The organism is Flavobacterium sp. LK-23 (assembly GCF_058135255.1).
On record NZ_JBYUVT010000011.1, the window covers coordinates 97,769 to 119,759 of the forward strand.

General features: G+C 36.0%; 12 protein-coding genes. 11 read left to right on the top strand and 1 reads right to left on the bottom strand.

What is annotated here, in order from left to right; translation table 11 throughout:
- Positions 1-5 precede the first annotated feature (5 nt).
- From AC3Y25_RS16385 to AC3Y25_RS16430, 10 genes are all read left to right on the top strand, one after another.
- A complete protein-coding gene (locus AC3Y25_RS16385; RefSeq protein ID WP_489903467.1) occupies positions 6-1,586 on the top strand; it encodes a RagB/SusD family nutrient uptake outer membrane protein in 1,581 nt (526 codons plus the stop codon).
- Positions 1,587-1,604: 18 nt separating this feature from the next.
- Positions 1,605-2,474 (top strand): hypothetical protein, encoded by an 870-nt coding sequence (locus AC3Y25_RS16390; RefSeq protein ID WP_427875520.1) that lies wholly within the window; start codon positions 1,605-1,607, stop codon positions 2,472-2,474.
- 137 nt (positions 2,475-2,611) lie between these two features.
- Entirely contained in the window at positions 2,612-5,098 is a 2,487-nt protein-coding gene (locus AC3Y25_RS16395) for a glycoside hydrolase family 2 TIM barrel-domain containing protein (protein ID WP_489903468.1), read from the top strand.
- 228 nt (positions 5,099-5,326) lie between these two features.
- On the top strand, positions 5,327-7,726 hold the full coding sequence (locus tag AC3Y25_RS16400; RefSeq protein ID WP_489903469.1) for a glycoside hydrolase family 31 protein: 2,400 nt from the start codon (positions 5,327-5,329) through the stop codon (positions 7,724-7,726).
- 276 nt (positions 7,727-8,002) lie between these two features.
- The gene (locus tag AC3Y25_RS16405; RefSeq protein WP_489903470.1) at positions 8,003-10,009 is read left to right on the top strand and encodes a glycoside hydrolase family 97 protein; all 2,007 of its coding nucleotides are present in this window, start codon (positions 8,003-8,005) and stop codon (positions 10,007-10,009) included.
- 281 nt (positions 10,010-10,290) lie between these two features.
- Entirely contained in the window at positions 10,291-11,856 is a 1,566-nt protein-coding gene (locus tag AC3Y25_RS16410) for a GH39 family glycosyl hydrolase (RefSeq protein WP_489903471.1), read from the top strand.
- A gap of 98 nt (positions 11,857-11,954) precedes the next feature.
- Positions 11,955-14,192, top strand: coding sequence for a glycoside hydrolase family 3 C-terminal domain-containing protein (locus AC3Y25_RS16415; RefSeq protein ID WP_489903472.1), 2,238 nt, complete (start codon positions 11,955-11,957; stop codon positions 14,190-14,192).
- Positions 14,193-14,393: 201 nt separating this feature from the next.
- Complete coding sequence (locus AC3Y25_RS16420; protein ID WP_489903473.1) at positions 14,394-15,884, top strand: cellulase family glycosylhydrolase; 1,491 nt, start codon at positions 14,394-14,396, stop codon at positions 15,882-15,884.
- A gap of 113 nt (positions 15,885-15,997) precedes the next feature.
- Positions 15,998-17,944 (top strand): sialate O-acetylesterase, encoded by a 1,947-nt coding sequence (locus AC3Y25_RS16425; protein WP_489903474.1) that lies wholly within the window; start codon positions 15,998-16,000, stop codon positions 17,942-17,944.
- A 288-nt stretch (positions 17,945-18,232) separates the two neighbouring features.
- Positions 18,233-20,629 carry a glycoside hydrolase family 95 protein gene (locus AC3Y25_RS16430; RefSeq protein WP_489903475.1) on the top strand — a complete coding sequence of 799 codons (2,397 nt, stop codon included), beginning with the start codon at positions 18,233-18,235 and terminating at the stop codon, positions 20,627-20,629.
- A gap of 184 nt (positions 20,630-20,813) precedes the next feature.
- Here the strand turns inward: AC3Y25_RS16430 and AC3Y25_RS16435 are convergent, their stop codons facing one another.
- Positions 20,814-21,368, bottom strand: coding sequence for a CvpA family protein (locus tag AC3Y25_RS16435; protein ID WP_489903476.1), 555 nt, complete (start codon positions 21,366-21,368; stop codon positions 20,814-20,816).
- Positions 21,369-21,612: 244 nt separating this feature from the next.
- Between AC3Y25_RS16435 and AC3Y25_RS16440 the strand changes: the two genes are divergently transcribed.
- On the top strand, positions 21,613-21,969 hold the full coding sequence (locus AC3Y25_RS16440; protein ID WP_111377556.1) for a hypothetical protein: 357 nt from the start codon (positions 21,613-21,615) through the stop codon (positions 21,967-21,969).
- Positions 21,970-21,991: the final 22 nt, after the last annotated feature.

Genomic DNA, 21,991 nt, shown 5'->3' on the forward strand with positions numbered 1-21,991 from the left:
AAACGATGAAAACATATATAAAATTATTTGCTCTTTCAAGCTTACTTGTTTTAGGCTCTTGCTCGGAAGATTTTTTAGAAAACGAACCATATACAGATAAAGTAACGGAGAATTTCTATAAAACTCCATCTGATGCTTTTGAAGGTTTAGTGGCAGTTTATGACGTATTGCAAAGAGAAGCTTACGGTACGCAATTGATCGTAAGTGAGCAGGCATCTGACAACTGTTTTGGAGGATTCGGTATTGCAGATCCAACAGTAGATTTGCAGTGGGACCGCTTTCAATATACTACAGATAAAGATATGAACGCTCTAACATGGACAAACTCTTATCTTGGTATTTACAGAGCTAACGTTTTATTAGAAAACTTAGACAAAGTAAACTGGGGATCTAATACCGCTTTGAAAACACGTTACGAAGCAGAAGCTCGTTTCTTAAGAGCACACTTTCATTTCCAAGCGGCAAAAATGTTTGGAGATATTGTTCCGTTAGACCATACTGTAACAACAAGCGAATTTGAATTGCCAAGACAAGCTCCAGAAGTTACTTATGCTTTAATTGCAAACGATTTAAAATTTGCAGCAGATAACTTAGGACCAGAAAATTACTCACAAGCAGGAAATGCAAACTACGGACGTATTACAAAATGGGCAGCAGAAGCGTATTTGGCTAGAACATTTTTGTTTTACACAGGAGCTTATAGCAAAACAGATTTAGCAGGTGTAGTTAGCAAAGCGCAAGCTGTAACGTATATCAATGATGCTGTAAACAACAGTGGTCACGGACTAGTTGCCGATTTTGCTAATCTTTGGTTAGCCGCTTCTTTCGAAAACTTTGCTGGAGAAGATAATACAGAAATGGTTTGGGCTGTACGTTTTAATGGTTCAGGAAAAGGAAATTGGGATCTTCACGAAGGAAACCGTTTTCAAGTAAACATTGCACCTCGTGGAGGTTCAATTGGAAAATATGCAACAGGATGGGGAGGAGCAACAGTGAATCCAAAATTGGTTCAAGCATACGAATCTGGCGATAGTAGAAAAGCAGCATCATTTATTGATTATGTTGGTGAAGGTTTAAATTTTGATCCACAGGCTAGAGAACAACGTCAATACACAGGATATTCTTGGAAAAAATATTGTCCAATTACAAACGCAGCAGGAACAGCAGTTGTTGAAGCAAATGGAGGAAACTTCCAAATTGATAACTATCAGGATTATGCTATTATTCGTTTTGCAGATGTTTTATTAATGGCTGCCGAATTAAATTTGGAAGGAAATGCAGCTTTAGCACAAGCAGATTTAGACCGAGTTCGTGACCGTGCTTTCAAGAGTACTACGCATAGAATTCCTGTAACTAAAGCAGTTATTATGGAAGAGCGTCGTCTAGAATTGGCATTAGAAGGATTACGTTATTTTGATTTAATCAGACAAGGTATGCCAGCAATGAAAGCTGCTATCGATAACACGGCTGGAGATTCTCAGTTTGCAGTTACTTTTAGACCAGAAACTCTTGGTTGGTTTGCATTGCCACAATCGCAGATAGTACTTTCAAATGGTACTATTCAACAAAATCCAGGTTGGAATTAACATTTAAACAAATTGATTATGAAACGTATATTATATATAATATTAGCGGCTGTAACTATCAGTTCGTTTTTATTTTCTTGTGAAGCAACTGAGGATCGTGAAAGCCTTCCAGCAGTAACGCTTACTCCAGAAACACTTGAGTTCTCGATAACTCAAAATGCAGCAAAAAAGAATGAAGTAGTTTTAAAGAATGATGATCCAACTGTAATTCCATTTTGGAGATATGTTGACGGAAACGGAAATGAACTTGGGCATTCTAACAAAAGTGACGATAAAGTAAATTTCCCTTTTGCAGGAAAGTATACTATTTACTATACAGCATTTGTTAGAGGTGGATCTGTAGAAGCGGCGCCAGTAACTGTAGAAGTTCCAGAGAATGATGATGCTTTCTTTAGTGATCCAAGATGGGAAAAATTGACCAACGGACAAGCTGGAAAAACTTGGGTTTTGTATATGACTGCTCCATTGGAATTTATTGGAAACACTCCTAGTTATGTAAACAGAGAAGTAAGTGGACCAGGTTGGTGGCCAAATCTTACAGATATTTCTTGGGCTGGTCTAGAAAATAAAGATTGGGGAGAAATTACATTTGATCTTAATGGAGGTTATAATGTTTCGGTAACACAAACCAACCCAGCTTTAGGGAATACACAAAAAACAACCAAAGTAGGAACATTCAATTTTAGTCTTACAGCTGGCGAAACAAATGATAGAATTTCGTTTAACGGAGGAACAGAAATGCTTCATCCAAATGAACCAAGTTACTTTAGTCCATCATTTAGTTTTACCAATGTAAAAATTGTTGAACTTACTGATAAAAGTTTATGTTTTATAGCTATTAGAGCAGATAATGATTATTTGATCTATCATTTAGTTCCAAAATCATAAGTTAGTTAGTTTTGAAGTCTCAGTTTTAAATACATTTATAATGTGCTTTAAGACTGAGACTTAAATTATTTTAGGCAGGAATAAATGAAATCGATTTTTATTTCTATCTTCAAATTCCAAAAAACAAAAAAGTACCCATGCATATTATTAAAAACATAAAAAACATAAGTTTATGGGCAGTTGCAGCCGGAGTTCTTTTCTTGAATTCTTGTGCAAAAAAAGAGGATGCATTTGTAAACCGAAAAGTTTCTTTTAATGCAGATTGGAGTTTTCATCTTAATGACAGTATTGCTGATAAAGACACTATAGGAACTTCGACAAAATGGAGAACTTTAGACGTTCCTCACGATTGGAGCATCGAAGGAAAATTTGATGAAAAAAGTCCTGGCGGTTATGGCGGAGGATCTCTAAATGGAGGTTTAGGCTGGTACAAAAAAACATTCAAAGTAGCTGCAGAAGACAGCACAAAAATCACTTCAATTACTTTTGACGGTGTTTACAGAAACAGCGAAGTCTGGATAAACGGTCATTATTTAGGAAAACGTCCAAACGGATATATTGGTTTTCAATATGACATGTCACCTTATTTAAATTACGGAGACAAAAACAACGAAATCATTGTTAAGGTTGACAATTCAAAACAACCCAACTCACGCTGGTATTCGGGTTCAGGAATTTTTAGAAATGTCTGGATCGAAACCACAGATAAACTTCATGTGGGACAATGGGGAACGTATATTACAACTCCAAAAGTTACGGCCGAAAAAGCTTTTGTAAGTATTGAAACGACAATTAAAAATCAATATGCAGCAAGTAAAAAAGCAACGGTAACAACCACTATTTTTAAAGAAGACAAAAAAGTAACATCCGTTACTCAAGATATAACAATCAATGCCAGCGAAAATCAAACACTGAATCAATCGACAGAAATTGAAAACCCGATTTTATGGTCAGATGAAAACCCAGAATTGTACACAGCAGTTACCGAAATTTCGTTTGACGATAAAATCATCGATCAATACAAAACCACTTTCGGAATCAGAGATTTTAAATTCGATTTGAACAAAGGTTTTATTTTGAATGGAAAACAAGTCAAAATAAAAGGAGTTTGTATGCATCACGATTTAGGTCCGTTAGGTTCTGCAATCAACACACGTGCAATCGAACGCCAGTTAGAAATCTTGAAAGAAATGGGGGTAAACGGAATCAGAACTTCTCACAATCCGCCTGCTCCAGAACTTTTACAGCTTTGCGACAAAATGGGTTTCATTGTCATGGATGAAGCTTTTGATATGTGGAAGCAAACGAAAACCAAATACGATTACGGAAACGATTGGGATAAATGGCACAAACAAGATCTAATAGATCAATTGTTACGCGACCGAAATCATGCGAGTATTTTTATGTGGAGTATTGGTAATGAAATTCCAGAACAATGGAGTGAGACGGGTGTTGAAATTGCTAAAGAATTGGCCGCAATTACACGTCAATATGACAAAACACGTCCGTTGACTGCAGGAATGAATCCGCCAGTAAACATGAATATTGATGCCGTGACTTTGCAATTTGAGAAAAAAGAGGTATCGATTAATCCGCTTGCAGGATCTGGAGTTTTAGATTTAATCGGATACAATTATGCACATCAAACATTTGAACATCATTTAAAGAATTTCCCAAATACACCTTTCATTGCAACTGAAACCACTTCAGGTTTGCAGACAAGAGGGTATTACGATGCCGTTTCAGATACTATCAAAAAATGGCCAGTAAGATGGGATCTTAAATTTACAGAAGGAAATCCAGGAAATACCGTTTCGGCTTACGATCAGGTTCAGACACCTTGGGGATCTACACACGAAGCGACTTGGAAAATCATAAAAAAGCATGATTTTTTAGCAGGAATGTACGTTTGGACAGGTTTCGATTATATCGGAGAACCAACGCCTTACGAATGGCCATCTGTAAGTTCGTATTTCGGAATTGTCGATTTAGCCGGTTTCCCGAAAGACGTGTATTATATGTACCAAAGCGAATGGACAGACAAAACGGTTTTGCACATTTTCCCGCATTGGAACTGGAAAGCAGGACAAACTGTTGATGTTTGGGCATACTACAATAAAGCCGATGAGGTTGAACTTTTTGTAAACGGAAAATCAGTTGGAAAAAGAAGTAAAAAAGGAGACGATTTACACGTAATGTGGAGAATTCCTTTTGAAGCTGGAACTTTAAAAGCCATTTCTCGTAAAGACGGAAAAGTAGTTTTAGAAAAAGAAATCAAAACGGCTGGAAATCCATCTCAATTAAAACTGACTGCGGATAGAAGCACCATCAAAGCAGATAAAAACGATTTATCATTTATTACAGTTGATATTTTAGATGATAAAGGAACGATTGCACCAAATGCGAATAACGAAATTAATTTCTCTTTAAAAGGAAATGGAAAAATCGTTGGGGTTTGTAGCGGAGATCCAGTTAGCCACGAATCGTATAAAGGAAATAAGCACACCGCTTTGGCTGGAAAATGTTTGGTTATTGTACAGTCTGGAGATCAATCTGGAAGATTAGAATTAACCGCTAAAGCGAATGGCTTAAAACAAGCTACAATTGTAATTACAACAGAATAAATTTTTGAAATTTTAAATATAGCCACAGATTAAAAGGATTAAAAAGATTTTTATGCTCTCGCAGATCATGCAGATTTATTTTTGTAAATCTCTGTAAAAAGATAGCAATAGATAAAATGATTAAAAAGATTTAAATCTGGATGATCTGCTAAATCTGCGTGAAAAGAAAAAAGAAAAAAAATCCTTTCGAATCCTTTTAATCTATGGCAAAAAAATAAAAAGTAACCAATGAAAAACTCAAAATTAACCGCATTATTTTCTGCTTTTATGTTTGGATTTTTAGCAGTTCCAAATGCTAATGCTCAAATCCAAAATGCAGATGTATTAAATGCTCCAATAGATATCAGTAAAGATTTTCAGAACTATCTGAATACTTTTTATTTCGCAGACGAATTGGCTTCTTTTGATCCTGCAACGGGAAAAGGAACGATCAAATATTTGAGATACAATTATAAAACACGTCAGGCTTTCAACAACATGATGATGAAACCAGATGTTGAAAAAGCAAACGAATTTCCAACAACAGAATATGCAGAATCTCCTGTTTTGCCGTTCGAAATTCAGTTTGTTTCAGATCGAACAGTTAGAATCAAAACCACTTCAGGACCGCAATTTCATCCACAAAAAGAATCTCTAATGTTGGTTGACGGCGTTGCGCCAAATCATCCTGAATTATGGAAATATGCTAAAATTGAAGGTGGTCACAGTTATACAAGCAAACACGGAAGAGTTGAAATTTTGACAAAACCTTGGCATGTAAAAATCTACGATGAAAAAGGAAAACTGCTGACAAGTACACTTCACGATACTGACTTTAAAAATACCTATACGCCGACACTTCCGTTTTCTTATGTTCGCAGAAACAGCGATTATTCTAGAAGTATGGGAGCGGCTTTTAGTTTAGAACCAGATGAAAAAATATTTGGTTGTGGAGAATCTTTCACACAATTCAACAAACGCGGACAAAAAGTAGTTTTATGGACGGATGACGCCAACGGAATCCAAAATGAAACGATGTACAAACCGATTCCGTTTTACATGAGCAGCCGTGGTTACGGAGTTTTCATGCACCATTCTACGCCAATTACAGTTGACTTTGGAAAGTATTTTTCAAGTGCCAACGAAATGTACATTGGAGACGATGAAGCCGATTTGTTTTTCTTCATCGGAGAACCAAAAGATATCTTAGACCAATACACGAATTTGACTGGAAAAGCGGCAATGCCGCCACTTTGGTCTTTCGGATTTTGGATGAGCAGAATTACTTATTTCTCTGAAAAAGAAGGAAGAGAAGTAGCCAGAGATTTGCGTAAATACAAAATCCCAACAGATGTTATTCACTTCGATACAGGCTGGTTTGATGTAGATTGGAGAAACAATTATGAGTTTGCAAAATCTCGTTTCCCAGATGCTACAAAAATGATGTCTGATTTAAAGAAGGATGGTTTTCAAGTTTGTTTATGGCAGTTGCCTTATTTCACGCCAAAGAATACTTTGTTTCCTGAAATCATGGATAAAAATTTAGCCGTAAGAGACAGAAAAGGAAACCTTCCGTACGAAGATGCTGTTTTAGATTTCTCAAATCCAGAAACGGTAACTTGGTACCAAGGAAAACTGAAAAAATTATTCGATGAAGGCGTTGCAGTTTTCAAAGTAGATTTTGGAGAAGCAGCTCCGCCAGACGGAATTTACCATTCTGGAAGAACTGGTTTTTACGAGCATAATTTATATCCACTTCGTTACAATAAAGCAGTTGCAGAAATCACTCAGAAAGAAAAAGGATACACTTTAATCTGGGCGAGAAGTACTTGGGCAGGATCACAACGTTACCCATTACATTGGGGAGGAGACTCTGAAACTACAAACGGAGCGATGTCGGCAGAATTACGCGGCGGACTTTCATTAGGTTTAAGCGGATTCAGTTTCTGGAGTCATGACGTTGGAGGATTTGCAACTAAATCGCCTGAGAACATTTACAGAAGATGGACACCTTTCGGAATGTTGACTTCGCACGTAAGAAGCCACGGAGAACCGCCTCGCGAACCTTGGTTGTACAGCAAAGATTTCTTGGAAGGATTTAGAAAAGCAGATAATATGCGTTACGAATTAATGCCATATATCTATGCTCAGGCAAAAGAAAGTTCTCAAAAAGGTTTACCAATGATGCGTGCTCTTTTTGTAGAATATCCAAACGATCCGGGCGCTTGGTTGGTAGATAATCAGTATTTATTTGGTTCAAGCATGTTGGTTGCACCGCTTTTTGAAGAGGTTGAAGAAAGAGATGTTTACCTTCCGGAAGGAACTTGGATCGATTATCAAACTAAAAAAGTATACCAATCGGGCTGGCATAAAATCAAAGCGGGTGAAGTGCCAATCGTGGTTTTAATTAAAGATGGAACTGCAATTCCACACATAGGTTTAGCGCAGTCTACAAAAGATATGGATTGGAGCAAATTGACATTAAAAGTGTATGCAAGTGATAAAACCACTTCGGCAACAGCCAAAGTATTTTTACCAGAAGGCGATGCGGTACAAGAAATAAAAGTGAACAAAACTGGAAACAATTTTGATGTAGCTGCAAATCCATTAAACGGAAAAACCACTTTTAAAACAGAGTGGATTAAATAAAAAAGTTAAACACAAATTACACGAATTATCACGAATTGAATTTGTGATAATTTGTGGAATTTGTGGTGAAAAATATAGCCACAGATTGTACAGATTAAAAGGATTATTACTCTCGCAAATTTAGCAGATCATTCAGATTTTTTTAATTTTTAAATCAGCTCACTCGAGCGATAGCGAACAGGCGAAGCAATCTGCCAAATCTTCGAGAGAAAATGAAAAGAAAAAATCCTTTATAATCCTTTAAATCTGTGGCAAAAAAACATAATACCAAAAAACATGAAAAACTATCTAGTTCTCCCAGCCGTATTGTTTTCGATAGCAATAGGCTACAGTCAAAAAACGAAAAGCGCTTACGAATTGGCATCGCCAAACGGAAAGAATACAATCAAATTTGAGTTAGTAAAAAATGCTCCAAAATATGCCGTTTCTCACGGAAAAACAGAAGTAATTTCTCCGTCTGATATGGGATTTGTATTGAAAGGAAATGAAGACTTAAGTTCAAACTTTGAAATTAAGGGAGCTAAGACTTCTACGTTTGACGAAACTTGGGAACAAGTTTGGGGAGAAAAGAAAAATATTAGAAATCACTACAATCAATTAGTTGTTGATTTACAGCAGAAAACAGGAAACAAACGTAAATTACAAATTCAGTTTCGAGCTTTTGATGATGGAGTTGCTTTCAGATATGTGTATCCAAAACAAAATGTAAAAGACAGTATTTTCATCATGGATGAAAAAACAACTTTCAACTTAAAAGAAGACGGAAAAGCTTGGTGGATTCCAGCAAACAGAGAAAACCGTGACGAATATCTTTTCAAAGATGCGCCAATAAGCACATTAGATACGGTTCTTACTCCATTAACAATCGAAAGCAAAAGCGGATTAGCGTTAAGTTTTCACGAAGCAAACTTGATCGATTTTGCAAGTATGACTTTGGTGAATAATAAAGGAACAGAATTAAAATCGGATTTGGTGCCTTGGCCTGACGGAGTTAAAGTTCGCGTAAAAGATACGTTTACTTCTTCTTGGAGAACACTTCAAATTGGAGAAAATCCAGGAGAATTAATCACTTCATATTTGGTTTTAAACTTAAACGAACCAAACAAATTAAAAAATACAAACAGCTATTTCAAACCTTATAAATATTTAGGAATTTGGTGGGGAATGCATATTGGGAAATACACTTTCTGGGAAAGTGACAAACAAGGTGCGACAACTAAAAATGCTGAAACGTATATCGACTTTACAGCAAAAGAAGGTTTCAACCATTTATTAATCGAAGGATGGAACAAAGGTTGGACGCCGGGTTGGTATGAAAACCGTATGCACATGTTTAGCTTCACAAAAAGCGCAGACAATTTCGACTTACAAAAAGTGGTGGAATACGGAAAGAAAAAGAACATCGAATTAATCGGTTACCACGAAACAGGTTCAAACTTAATTAACTACTTAAAAGAAGTTGACGAAGGTTTTGCTTTATACAAAAAACTAGGAATTCATACCGTAAAAATTGGTCACGTAGGTTCTAAATTGAATATGAAACAAATGCATTTCGGACAGTTCGGAGTAAATTATTTCAGATACATTTTAGAAAAAGCAGCACAATATGATTTAGCGGTTTTATACCACGAATCAATAAAAGATACGGGAGAAAGAAGAACTTTCCCAAACATGGTTTCGAGAGAAGCAGCGCGTGGACAAGAATATAATGCTTGGAGCGAAGGAAATCCGCCAAACCATTTAAGTATTATTCCATTCACAAGATTACTTTCTGGACCAATGGATTTTACACCTGGAATTTTTGATGTTGAAGTAAAACAAGGTTATCCAGGAAAAAGAATTCAGGGAACAGTTGGACAGCAATTGGCATTGTACGTTACGATTTATTCTCCAATTCAAATGTTAGCCGATCTTCCTGAAAACTACGAAGGAAAACCAGCTTTACAATTCTTAAAAGATGTTCCAACAGATTGGGAAGACACTAAAATCTTAGAAGGAAAAATTGGTGAATACATCACAACAGCAAGAAAAGACAGAAACAGTGCCGATTGGTATTTAGGAACTTTAACAAATGAAAAACCTAGAAATGTAGAAGTTTCATTATCATTCTTAGATCCAAGTGCAACTTACGAAGCACAGATTTATGTTGATGCCGAAGGAACAGATCAAACGCATAATCCAGAAGCAGTGGCAATTTCTAAGAAAACAGTAAAAGCTTCAGATAAATTACAATTGAAATTAGGCGGTGCCGGCGGTGGAGCAGTGAGATTTAAAAAATTGTAATTCGGGTTAGAAGTTAAAAGTAAGAGGTTAAATATTAGATGTTAAACCCGACAGGTTTTTAAAACCTGTCGGGTTTGCTAAACGCAACGATTATACACAACGTAATCTGTAGAGACGTACTGCAGTGCGTTTAAAATATAGTTAGAAAATAAATATTTAGCCACAGATTAAAATGATTAAAAAGATTTAAATCTGCATGATCTCCTAAATCTGCGAGAGAAAAGAAAAATCCTTTAGAGTCCTATTAATCTGTGGCAAAAAATAAACAAAACCATTTTCAGATGAAAAAACTTTTAATACTAGCAGGAGTTTTATTTAGTTCAATCTATTCGTTTGGGCAAAATGAAAATCGAATCATAAAAGTAGATTTCAAAAAAGAAGCAGGAAAATTAAACACCATGTTTAAAGAATGCATTGGAGCCGGAAGAGCAAATGAAGGTTTGAGAGCTGACTGGCAGCAGCAATTGGCATTGGTGAAAAAAGAATGCGATTTTAAATACATCCGTTTTCATGGTTTATTGTCTGATGATATGGCCGTTTATCGTGAAGACAACAAAGGAAATCCAGAATACAATTACCAATATGTTGATGTTTTATTCGATTATATTGTTAGTCTGAAAATGAAACCGTTTGTAGAATTAGGTTTTATGCCGAATGCATTGGCAAGCGGAAAAGAAACTATTTTTTGGTGGAAGGGAAATGTAACGCCTCCAAAAGATTATAAAAAATGGGAAGATTTGATTAAAAATCTAACCGCACATTTTAAAGAACGTTACGGAGATGAAGAAGTAAAAACATGGTATTTTGAGGTGTGGAATGAACCTAATTTATCTCCAGGATTTTGGACAGGAACGCAGCAAGAATATTTTAAACTATACGATTACGCAGCCCGCGGTGTAAAAGCCGTAAATCCTACATATAAAGTTGGTGGCCCAGCAACGGCGGGTGCTGGATGGGTTCCGGAAACAATTGATTTTTGTGTGAAAAATAATGTGCCATTGGATTTTATTTCGACACATACTTATGGCGTAAATCAAGGATATTTGGACGAATTCGGAACTTCTGGAACAGTATTGAGTCCAGACGTAAATAGTGTAAACGGAGATGTTATTAATTCGCGTAAGCAGATTACCAATTCAGCTAAACCTAATTTAGAACTGCATTATACAGAGTGGAGTTCTTCTTATACGCCAGCAGATCCAATTCACGACAGCTATCATTCGGCAGCTTACATTCTGCAAAAACTCAAGCAAGTCGGCAATGCGGCAAACTCGATGTCATACTGGGTTTTTACCGATATTTTTGAAGAACCAGGACCAAGATTTACACCTTTCCACGGCGGTTTCGGATTGTTGAATACGCAGGGAATTAAAAAACCAGCTTATTTCTCTTATTATTTAATGAATAAATTGGGAGAAACAGAGCTTCAAAACTCAGATAAAGCTTCTTGGACTTCCAAAAATGCAAAAGGAGATGTACAGGTTTTACTATGGGATTTTACGAATACGCATCCAGGCGATAAGGTTTGGAACCAAACTTATTACATTCAGGATCTTCCATCAAAAGAAAAAGGAAAAGTAAAAGTGGAGATTGATGGCATTCAAAAAGGAAAATATCTTTTAGAAATATATAAAGTCGGCTATAAAGTAAATGACGCTTATGCAGATTATTTGGCAATGAATAAGCCGAGTCAATTAACACGTCAGCAGGTAAATTCCATAAAAGAGAAAAATAACGGAGCGCCAATTTCAACAGAAAAAATTACAATTGACGCAAAAGGAACTTTCAGCAGAGAATTTAAAATCAACGAAAATGATGTTGTCATGCTGAATTTAATCAAACAATAATAAAGAGAAAACCACAAACATAAAAATAGTATTAACGGTATTTAAAGATGATGTGTGAGGAATCAAAAATCTTTAAATCAAAAAACACCTAACTATCTATGAAAAACAAAATGATATTCCTTTCATCAGCTTTAGTTTTTGCATTTTTTACTTCATGTAAAAACGATGCGCAAACTTTAGCTTCAAATTCGGCACAAACCGAAGAATACGTTGGAAAAGAAATAAGTACAGATCATGATGCGGAAATCGACAAATTGATTTCGCAAATGACATTAGAAGAAAAAATCGGAATGCTTCACGGGAACAGTATGTTTGCGAATGCAGGCGTAAAACGTTTAGGAATTCCAGAATTAAAAATGGCCGATGGTCCGTTGGGAGTTCGTGAAGAAATTTCAAGAGACAATTGGGCTCCAGCAGGTTGGACAAACGATTTTGCAACGTATTATCCAGCAGGAGGCGCTTTGGCAGCAACTTGGAATGCAGAAATGGCACATACCTTCGGAACCAGTTTAGGAGAAGAATTACGTGCAAGAGATAAAGACATGTTGCTTTCGCCAGCGATCAATATGGTGAGAACACCGCTTGGAGGAAGAACTTACGAATACATGTCTGAAGATCCATTTTTGAACAAAAAAATCGCCGTGCCTTTGATTGTTGGTTTACAAGAAAAAGATGTAATGGCGTGTGTAAAACATTACGCAGCAAACAATCAGGAAACAAATCGTGATTTTGTAGATGTACAAATTGACGAGCGTACACTTCGTGAAATTTATCTTCCCGCTTTTGAAGCTTCAGTAAAAGAGGCAAAAGCATACAGTATAATGGGGGCTTACAATAAATTCAGAGGCGAATATTTATGTGAGAATGATTATATGCTGAATAAAATCCTTCGTGACGAATGGGGATTCAAAGGTATTGTAGTTTCTGACTGGGCTGCGGTGCATTCTACAGCTAAAGCATTGAAAAATGGTTTAGATATTGAAATGGGAACACCAAAACCTTTCAATGAATTTTTCTTAGCCGATAAATTAATTGCTGCCGTTAAATCGGGAGAAGTTTCAGAAAAAGAAATTGATCTGCATGTAAAACGCATTTTAAGAACATTGTTTCAGGTAAAAGCAATGGGCGGCGGAACACGTGCAAAAGGAAGCATCGCAACTGAAGCACATTACCAAGACGCTTACAAAATTGCAGCTGAAGCGATTGTGTTGTTGAAAAACGAAAACAATGCATTGCCTTTAAAACTAGACGGAGTAAAATCTATCGCTGTAATTGGAAACAATGCAACAAAGAAAAATGCTCTTGGCGGATTTGGAGCGGGAGTAAAAACAAAAAGAGAAGTTACACCTCTTGAAGGTCTTAAAAATAGACTTCCTTCATCAATCAAAATCAATTATGCTGAAGGATATTTAGAGCGTTACGATGAGAAAAACAAAGGAAATTTAGGAAATATCACGGCTAATGGCCCAGTTACAATTGATGCTTTAGATCCTGCAAAAGTTCAGGAAGCAGTTGATGCTGCTAAAAACTCAGATGTTGCGATTATTTTTGCGGGATCCAACCGTGATTACGAAACAGAAGCTTCAGACCGTAGAGATTTACACTTGCCTTTTGGACAAGAAGAATTAATTAGAAAAGTAACAGCTGCAAATCCTAAAACGATTGTAGTAATGATTGCGGGTGCTCCTTTTGATATTAATGAAGTTAGCCAGAAATCTTCTGCTTTGGTTTGGAGCTGGTTCAACGGTTCTGAAGGTGGAAATGCTTTGGCTGATGTAATTTTAGGAAAAGTAAATCCGTCAGGAAAATTACCTTGGACAATGCCAAAACAATTGAAAGATTCTCCTGCGCATGCCACAAACAGTTTCCCTGGAGACAAAGCAGTAAATTATGCTGAAGGAATCTTAATTGGTTACCGTTGGTTTGATACTAAAAATGTTGCGCCGTTATATCCTTTCGGTTACGGATTATCATATACGACTTTCGCGCTTGATAATGCAAAAGCAAATAAAGATTCGTATGCTCAAAACGACGTAATCGAAGTTACAGTTGACGTTAAAAACACTGGAAAAGTAGACGGAAAAGAAGTTGTACAATTATACACTTCAAAATCTGATTCTAAAATTACTCGTGCAGCGCAAGAATTAAAAGGTTTCAAAAAAGCCAACGTAAAAGCGGGAAGTTCAGAAAAAGTGACGATCAAAGTACCAGTAAAAGAATTGGCTTACTACGATGTTGCTGCTAAAAAATGGACAGTTGAACCAGGAAAATATACTATTAAGTTAGGAACTTCTTCAAGAGATATTAAAAAAGAAATTCAAGTAACAGTTAAATAAATTGTTATTGCTATAAAATAACCAAACCACCAACGCCAGCCCATTAAAAGCTGGCGTTGATTTTAAAAACTTATACATTTATACTTATATATTAGTCTAACCCATTCTGGTATAATGCCGATATAGTATGAAAATAGTCTAATTTTTATTAGACTATATTGAATACATAATCGGTATTACACTTAACTTAAACTAAACCAAATGAAAAAATCAATCAAAGATTACCTCTTGTCTTTTATTCTATGTTTTGCTTTCTTAGGAGTTTTAGCTTGCAGTTCAGATAAAGAAGAAGCTCCAGTAAGTATAAAAACGCTTACTGTGAGTACAAGTAAAATCGATTTTGAAAGCAAAGAAAATACAATAGAAGTAACGGTTAATTCCAATGGGGTTACTTGGACATTGAGTAATCCTGTAAGCTGGATAAAAGTAAGTCAGACTACAGGAACTTCAGGAAGTACAGTGGTAAAAATTACCGCTTTAGAAAACACGACTACAGCTTTGCGAAATGCTGTGATTACTTTGACAAGCACCGAAGTGCCTTCTACAACAATTTCGGTTTCTCAGGCCGCAGGAAGCTTATATCCAAGTTACAATACCAATCCAATTGCGGCAGATGCTTCTGGAATGGGAAGTTCAGCGGTCGAATTGGCTGCAAAAATCAAATTAGGATGGAATATTGGAAATACATTGGAAGCAACTGGAGGAGAAACCGCTTGGGGAAATCCAAAAGTAACAAAAGCTTTAATTGATGCAGTAAAAGCAAACGGATTTAATGCGATCAGAATTCCATGTTCTTGGAATCAGAATTTGGAAAATGCTGCAACAGCAAAAATCAAAGTGGATTGGTTAAACCGAGTGAAAGAAGTCGTGCAATATTGCGTTGATAATGATATGTATGTTGTCGTAAACATTCACTGGGACGGCGGCTGGCTGGAAAACAATATTACCGAAGCCAAAAAAGTAGAAAACAATGCGAAACAAAAAGCTTTTTGGGAACAGATTGCAACGCATTTAAGAGGCTTCGATGAACATTTACTTTTTGCAAGCGCCAATGAACCAGCGGTTGAAGATGCAACACAAATGGCAGTTTTAACTTCATATCACCAAACATTTATTGATGCCGTTCGTTCTACAGGAGGTAAAAATGCAACGCGTGTTTTAGTCGTTCAGGGACCAACGACAGATATCGAAAAAACGAACAAATTAATGACTACATTGCCAGTAGATAAAGTTACAGGCAGAATGATGGTCGAAGTTCATTATTATTCACCGTGGAATTTTGCTGGTTTAACCAAAGACGAAACTTGGGGTAAAATGTTCTACTATTGGGGAACAGGATTTCATTCTGCGACCGATACAGAACGAAATGCAACTTGGGGAGAAGAAGCCGATTTAGAAAAGAATTTCAAATTGATGAAAACCCAATTTGTAGACAAAGGAATTCCAGTTTTATTGGGAGAGTTTGGAGCAATTAGAAGAACAACTTTAACAGGAGACGCACTGACTTTGCATTTAAACTCAAGAGCCTATTATTTAAAAACGGTAGTCAAAACAGCAAAAGCAAACGGATTATTACCTTTTTATTGGGACGAAGGAAGTCTAGGAAACAACGGTTTCGGAATCATCAATAGAACCGATAATACCGTCTTCGATACACAAGCTTTAAATGCTTTAATAGACGGATTAAAGTAAAAAAATGTGGTAAAACCATGTAAGTGATATAAGTAAATTTAAACGCAATACGAAATGTAAACTTAAAATAACTTATATCACTTATATGGTTTAAAAAAAAATAAATTGAAAAAATGAAAAAGAGTATAATGTTTATTTTTCTGTTAATTAGTGTTTTAACTAATGCTAATGTGAGAATGCCTTTAATATTCTCTGACGGAATGGTGCTTCAAAGAGATAAACAAATTCCGATTTGGGGTTTTGCGGATGCAAATGAAAGTGTAGAAGTCCATTTCAACAAACAAATTAAGAAAACGCAAGCCGATAAAAACGGAAAATGGACTGTAAATTTAAGTGCTGAAAAAGCCGGAGGACCTTTCGAATTGACAATTATCGGAAAAAATAAAATCACCATCAAAAATGTTTTGGTTGGAGAAGTTTGGATTTGCAGCGGACAATCGAATATGGAATTTCAGGTTTTCAAAACTATGAATGCCGAAAAAGAAATTAGTGATGCAGATTATCCAATGATTCGTCATTTTGGTGTTGCCCAAGATTTAAGCGGCACTCCGAAAGACGATTTAAAGCAAGGAAAATGGGAAGTGGCCAACAAAGAAAATGTAGGTAACTTTACAGCGGTCGGCTATTATTTTGCTAGAAAACTATATTCAGAATTGAAAATTCCAATCGGAATCATCAATACTTCTTGGGGCGGAACCAATGTTGAAACTTGGACAAGCCGTGAAGCTTTCGAAAACAGTCCAGATTTTAAAGCCATGATTGCCGATGTTCCAACCGTAGATATCAATGCTATTTTCGAAACTTATAAAAAATCGGTTTTAGACAATCTTAAAAAAGTGCAGGGTTTTGATGTTTCGATGGAAAACGAAGAGCAATTTAAAAACCCAAACTTCCAAGATAAAAACTGGCCAGAAATAAAAGTGCCTTCACTTTGGGAAAATCAGCAAATTGGCAATATCGACGGAATTGTATGGATGCGAAAAACCATTGTTTTAACAGCGGAACAAGCCAAAAAAGAAGCCATTTTACATTTGGCAAAAGTTGATGACGAAGACAAAACGTATGTAAATGGTGTTGAAGTTGGAACTAATAATCTTTGGGATGCTAAAAGAGTTTATAAAATTCCTGCAAACATTTTAAAAGAAGGAACAAACGTAATTGCCGTAAGAATTACAGATTATAGCGGCGGCGGCGGAATCTACGGCGATCCGCAAGATCTAAAAATCGATTTTAAAGATTCAAATTTACCATTAGAAGGACTTTGGAAATTCAATGTCATAAAAGTGAGAATAGAAGTTTCGCCAAACAGTTATCCGTCATTATTGTACAATGCCATGGTAAATCCGTTAGTTCCTTATGCGATGCAAGGCGTCTTATGGTATCAAGGAGAAGCGAATGTTTGGAGAGCGGCAGAATACAAAAAATCATTTCCGTTACTGATCAACGATTGGAGAACCAAATTCAAACAAGGAAATTTCCCTTTTTATTTCGTTCAATTGTCCACTTTTGATGAATTCGGAGGCAACAGTCAAAAAGGAAGCCGTTGGGCAGAACTTCGCGAAGCGCAATCGGAAACTTTAAAATTACCAAACACCGGAATGGCGGTTACAACCGATATTGGAAACGCAAAAGACATTCACCCAACTAACAAACAAGACATTGGTTTGCGTTTGGCAGCCATTGCAATGAACAATATTTACGGCAAAAAACAAGTTCACAGCGGACCAACGTATAAATCTCAAACAATAAAAGGAAACGAAATTATCCTTACTTTCGATAACATCGGCAGCGAATTATCAACGCCAAATAACGATGAATTAAAAGGTTTCGAAATTGCAGGTTCAGACAAGGTTTTTCATTCCGCGAAAGCGATCATTAAAGACAACAAAATAATCGTTTCAAGCGATAAAGTTCAAAATCCTGTTGCAGTGCATTACGGCTGGGCAGACGATGATACGACAATTAATCTTTTCAATAAAGAAAAATTTCCCGCTTCGCCATTTAGAACTGATAATTGGGAAATGCTAACAGCGAATGAGAAATATAAAGTGAGTAAATAGTTATTAGGCGTTAGTGATTAGCCCCTAGTAAAGAGCTAGATAACACACAACGATATATGTTCCGCTAGGAACATTTCGTCGGTAGAAATTTCATCGGTGTCAACGGAAATCCGTTGAATAAAATGTATATAACAAAAAAATGTTCCGTAGGAACATCTGATTTGTTACCGGTTTTTATCCTAACAGGTTTTAAAAACCTGTTAGGTATCACTAGATTTTTTTATTAGTTTAGATAAAAAATAAATACCTAACAGGTTTTTAAAACCTGTTAGGATAATATAACCAAATATGATTAAAAAAACATTTCTCATTTTACTTTTCACGTCTTATTGTGCAAACATTTCGGCGCAATCCAAGAATGTTTTATGGTACAAACAACCCGCAGAATTCTTTGAAGAAAGCTTGGTTTTAGGAAACGGAAAAATGGGAGCAACGGTTTTTGGAGGAGCTAATTCAGACAAAATTTATTTGAATGACATTACGCTTTGGTCGGGCGAACCCGTAAATGCCAATATGAGTCCGGAAGCATACAAAAACATTCCGGCAATTCGTGAAGCTTTACAAAACGAAAACTACAAACTGGCAGAAGAACTCAATAAAAAAGTTCAGGGAAAAAACTCCGAATCGTATGCGCCTTTAGGAACTTTAGAAATCAATAATTCTGAAAAAGGGAAAGCAGTTAATTATCATCGTGAATTGGATCTTTCGAACGCTATTTCTAAAGTAAGTTACGAAATGGCGGGTATCAAATATACGCGAGAATATTTCGTTTCGGCTCCAGATAAAGTTATGATTATCAAACTGACAGCCGATCAAAAAGGAGCTTTAAATTTTGATATAAATCTTAAAAGCCTTTTAAAATCAACTGTTGAAGTGCGAAACAATATTTTGGTTTTAAAAGGTTCTGCGCCAATTCATGAAAATGCAGGGTATAATGTTTCTCCAAAATATTTGAGTTTAAAAGAAAGGGGAACACGATTTACAGGTTTAGTCCAAATCAAAAAAACAGACGGAAAAATTACAAGTTCTCGAGAATCATTAACGCTAACAGATGCAACCGAAGCGATTATTTACGTGTCTGTAGCAACAAGCTTTAACGGTTTTGACAAAAATCCAGCATCAGAAGGATTAGACGAGGTATCGATCGCCTTGCAAAATCTGAATAATGCATACGCAAAACCATTCGATAAACTAAAAGAATCTCACATTGCCGATTATCAAAAATTCTTCAATCGGGTCAATTTAGATTTAGGAAAAACAACCGCTCTAGATTTACCGACAGACGAACGTTTATTACGTTATGCAGACGGGAAAGAAGATAAAAATCTCGAAATTCTGTATTTCAATTTCGGACGTTATTTATTAATCAGTTCGTCAAGAACTTTGGGCGTTCCAGCCAATTTACAAGGACTTTGGAATCCGCATTTAAGTCCGCCTTGGAGCAGTAATTATACGATGAATATCAATTTGGAAGAAAATTACTGGCTGGCAGAAAACACCAATCTATCCGAAATGCATTCGTCACTCTTGAGCTTTATTAAAAATCTTTCGGTAACAGGAAAAGTTACAGCCAAAACTTTTTATGGTGTAGATAAAGGTTGGGCTGCAGCTCACAATTCAGATATTTGGGCAATGACCAATCCCGTCGGACAGTTTGGAAAAGAAGACCCGATGTGGGTATGCTGGCCAATGGCGCAGGCGTGGCTGAGTACACACATTTGGGAACATTATACTTTTACCCAAGATGTAGCTTATTTGAAAAAAGAAGGTTATCCGTTAATGAAAGGCGCAGCCGAATTTTGTTTGGGTTGGTTGGTTACAGATAAGAACGGAAATTTAATTACATCGCCTTCGACTTCGCCAGAAAATCAATATAAACTGGCAGATGGTTTTGTGGGTGCGACATTGTACGGAGGAACTGCCGATTTAGCCATGATCCGCGAATGTTTTGATAAAACCATAAAAGCGTCAAAAGTTTTGAATACAGATGCTGACTTCAGAAAAAAACTAGAAACAGCGCTTTCAAAATTATATCCGTATCAAATTGGTAAAAAAGGAAATCTGCAAGAATGGTATTTTGATTGGGAAGATAATGATCCGAAACACCGTCATCAATCACAGTTATTCGGACTTTTCCCTGGCGATCATATTACGCCTTTAAAAACTCCAGATTTAGCAGAAGCTTCAAAGAAAACATTAGAAATAAAAGGCGACGAAACCACAGGTTGGTCAAAAGGTTGGAGAATCAATCTTTGGGCAAGACTTTGGGACGGGAATCGTGCCTATAAAATGTATCGTGAATTACTTCGTTACGTAGATCCCCACGGAAAGAAAACAGAAAAGCCAAGAAGAGGAGGAGGAACGTATCCGAATTTATTCGATGCGCATCCGCCATTTCAAATTGATGGTAATTTTGGAGGAGCAGCTGCCGTTGCCGAAATGTTGGTGCAGTCAAATGAAAATGAAATTCGATTACTTCCTGCTTTACCAGACGCTTGGGCAGAAGGTTCTGTAAAGGGAATCTGTGCAAGAGGCGGATTTGAAATTGAAATGAACTGGAACAATAAAAAACCTGAAAAAGCAATTATTTCTTCTAAAAATGGAGGAAAAACAACTTTGATTTTTGGCGATAAAAAACAGGAAATTGTTTTGAAAAAAGGAGAAAGTATAGAAATCAAGTTTTAGAAAAGCTTCGGAGAAGCGAAATATTTGTAGAAATTTAATAATCAAACCAAAAAGAGCTCCAGCGGAGCGACATATTTAGATTTTAAATAATTTTTATGTCGCTCCGCTGGAGCTCTCTTATATCTTGAACGCTTGTTTTTTTCTATAAATATTTCGCTTCTCCGAAGCTTTTTTATATTTGAATTTATTCTTTTTCAGATTCAGACGTTTCTTTTTCTTCTTCTGTTTTTTGAGAATGTTCTTTTTTAAAAGTTTCATACCATTTCTCAATCGACGGATATACAAATGCAGCAACTTTCTTTACTGGATTATAAAAAATGTAACTATCTAAAGTTTCCTCTTTAGCGAAAGTATTATTGAAATTTATCTTTTCGAACAAAGCAATAAAAATACTCAGAATAAGAATCGTTTTTAAAACTCTGAAAAATCCGCCTCCGAGTTTGTTCATCCAGCCTAACATGGCAAAATCGGCAATTCCGGTTAAAATTTTGGCTAAAAAATAAACTCCAATTACAACTAGAATAAACGTCAGGATAAAAGCGGTAATTTGAATATTGGTCGGATTCCAAGAAACGTGTTTTGAAATCATTCCCGTCATTAACGAAGAAAATTTAATCGCAAGATAAATTCCTAATAGTAAAGAAATGAAAGAGGCAACTTCTACAAAAAGTCCATTTTTAATGCCTTTATACAAACTGTATCCTAAAAGTGCGGCTACAATAATATCAAAAAAACTCATGTTTTAAGGGTGTTTAATAAAGGCGCAAAGATATGTTTTTTTTAAGGTTCAAAGTTGCAGAGAAGCAAAGGTTCAAAGGTTTTGTGAGAGATGTAATTTTAGTGTTTAATTTTTTTTAGGCACATTGCGTTCGAACTCTGTATCTTTGCAAATCAAATTTAGAGTACAGATTGTAATTCTGCCCCCTTCAGAATTGAATTTTTGAGCAATCTAATATCTAAAATCAACAATCTAAAATCATATAATGTCTAGAGATACACAATTAAAAGAGCGCTGGGAAAAGCTCGTTGATATACTTTCCAATCAATTTTCGCAAGGCGAAGATTTAGATTTGGATGCCATAATTTACCTAATCGGAGTTCAGGAATACGGAAAAGTGCACCGCGAATACAAAAAAGACGAAAAACTGAATTTAATGCACATTGCAATCTGTCGATTACTAGAACCATACGGATTTTATGAATTCGAATATTTCGACGATGAAGGCTGGCCTCATTATAAAGTAAAAGAAAATTTACCGCCGTTAAAAGCCGGTGAACAATCGGTTTTAATGAAAGAAGCGATTGTGAGTTATTTTTTAGAAAGAAAACTTATTGAGTAGTTTTTTTTGGTTTACAGTCGCA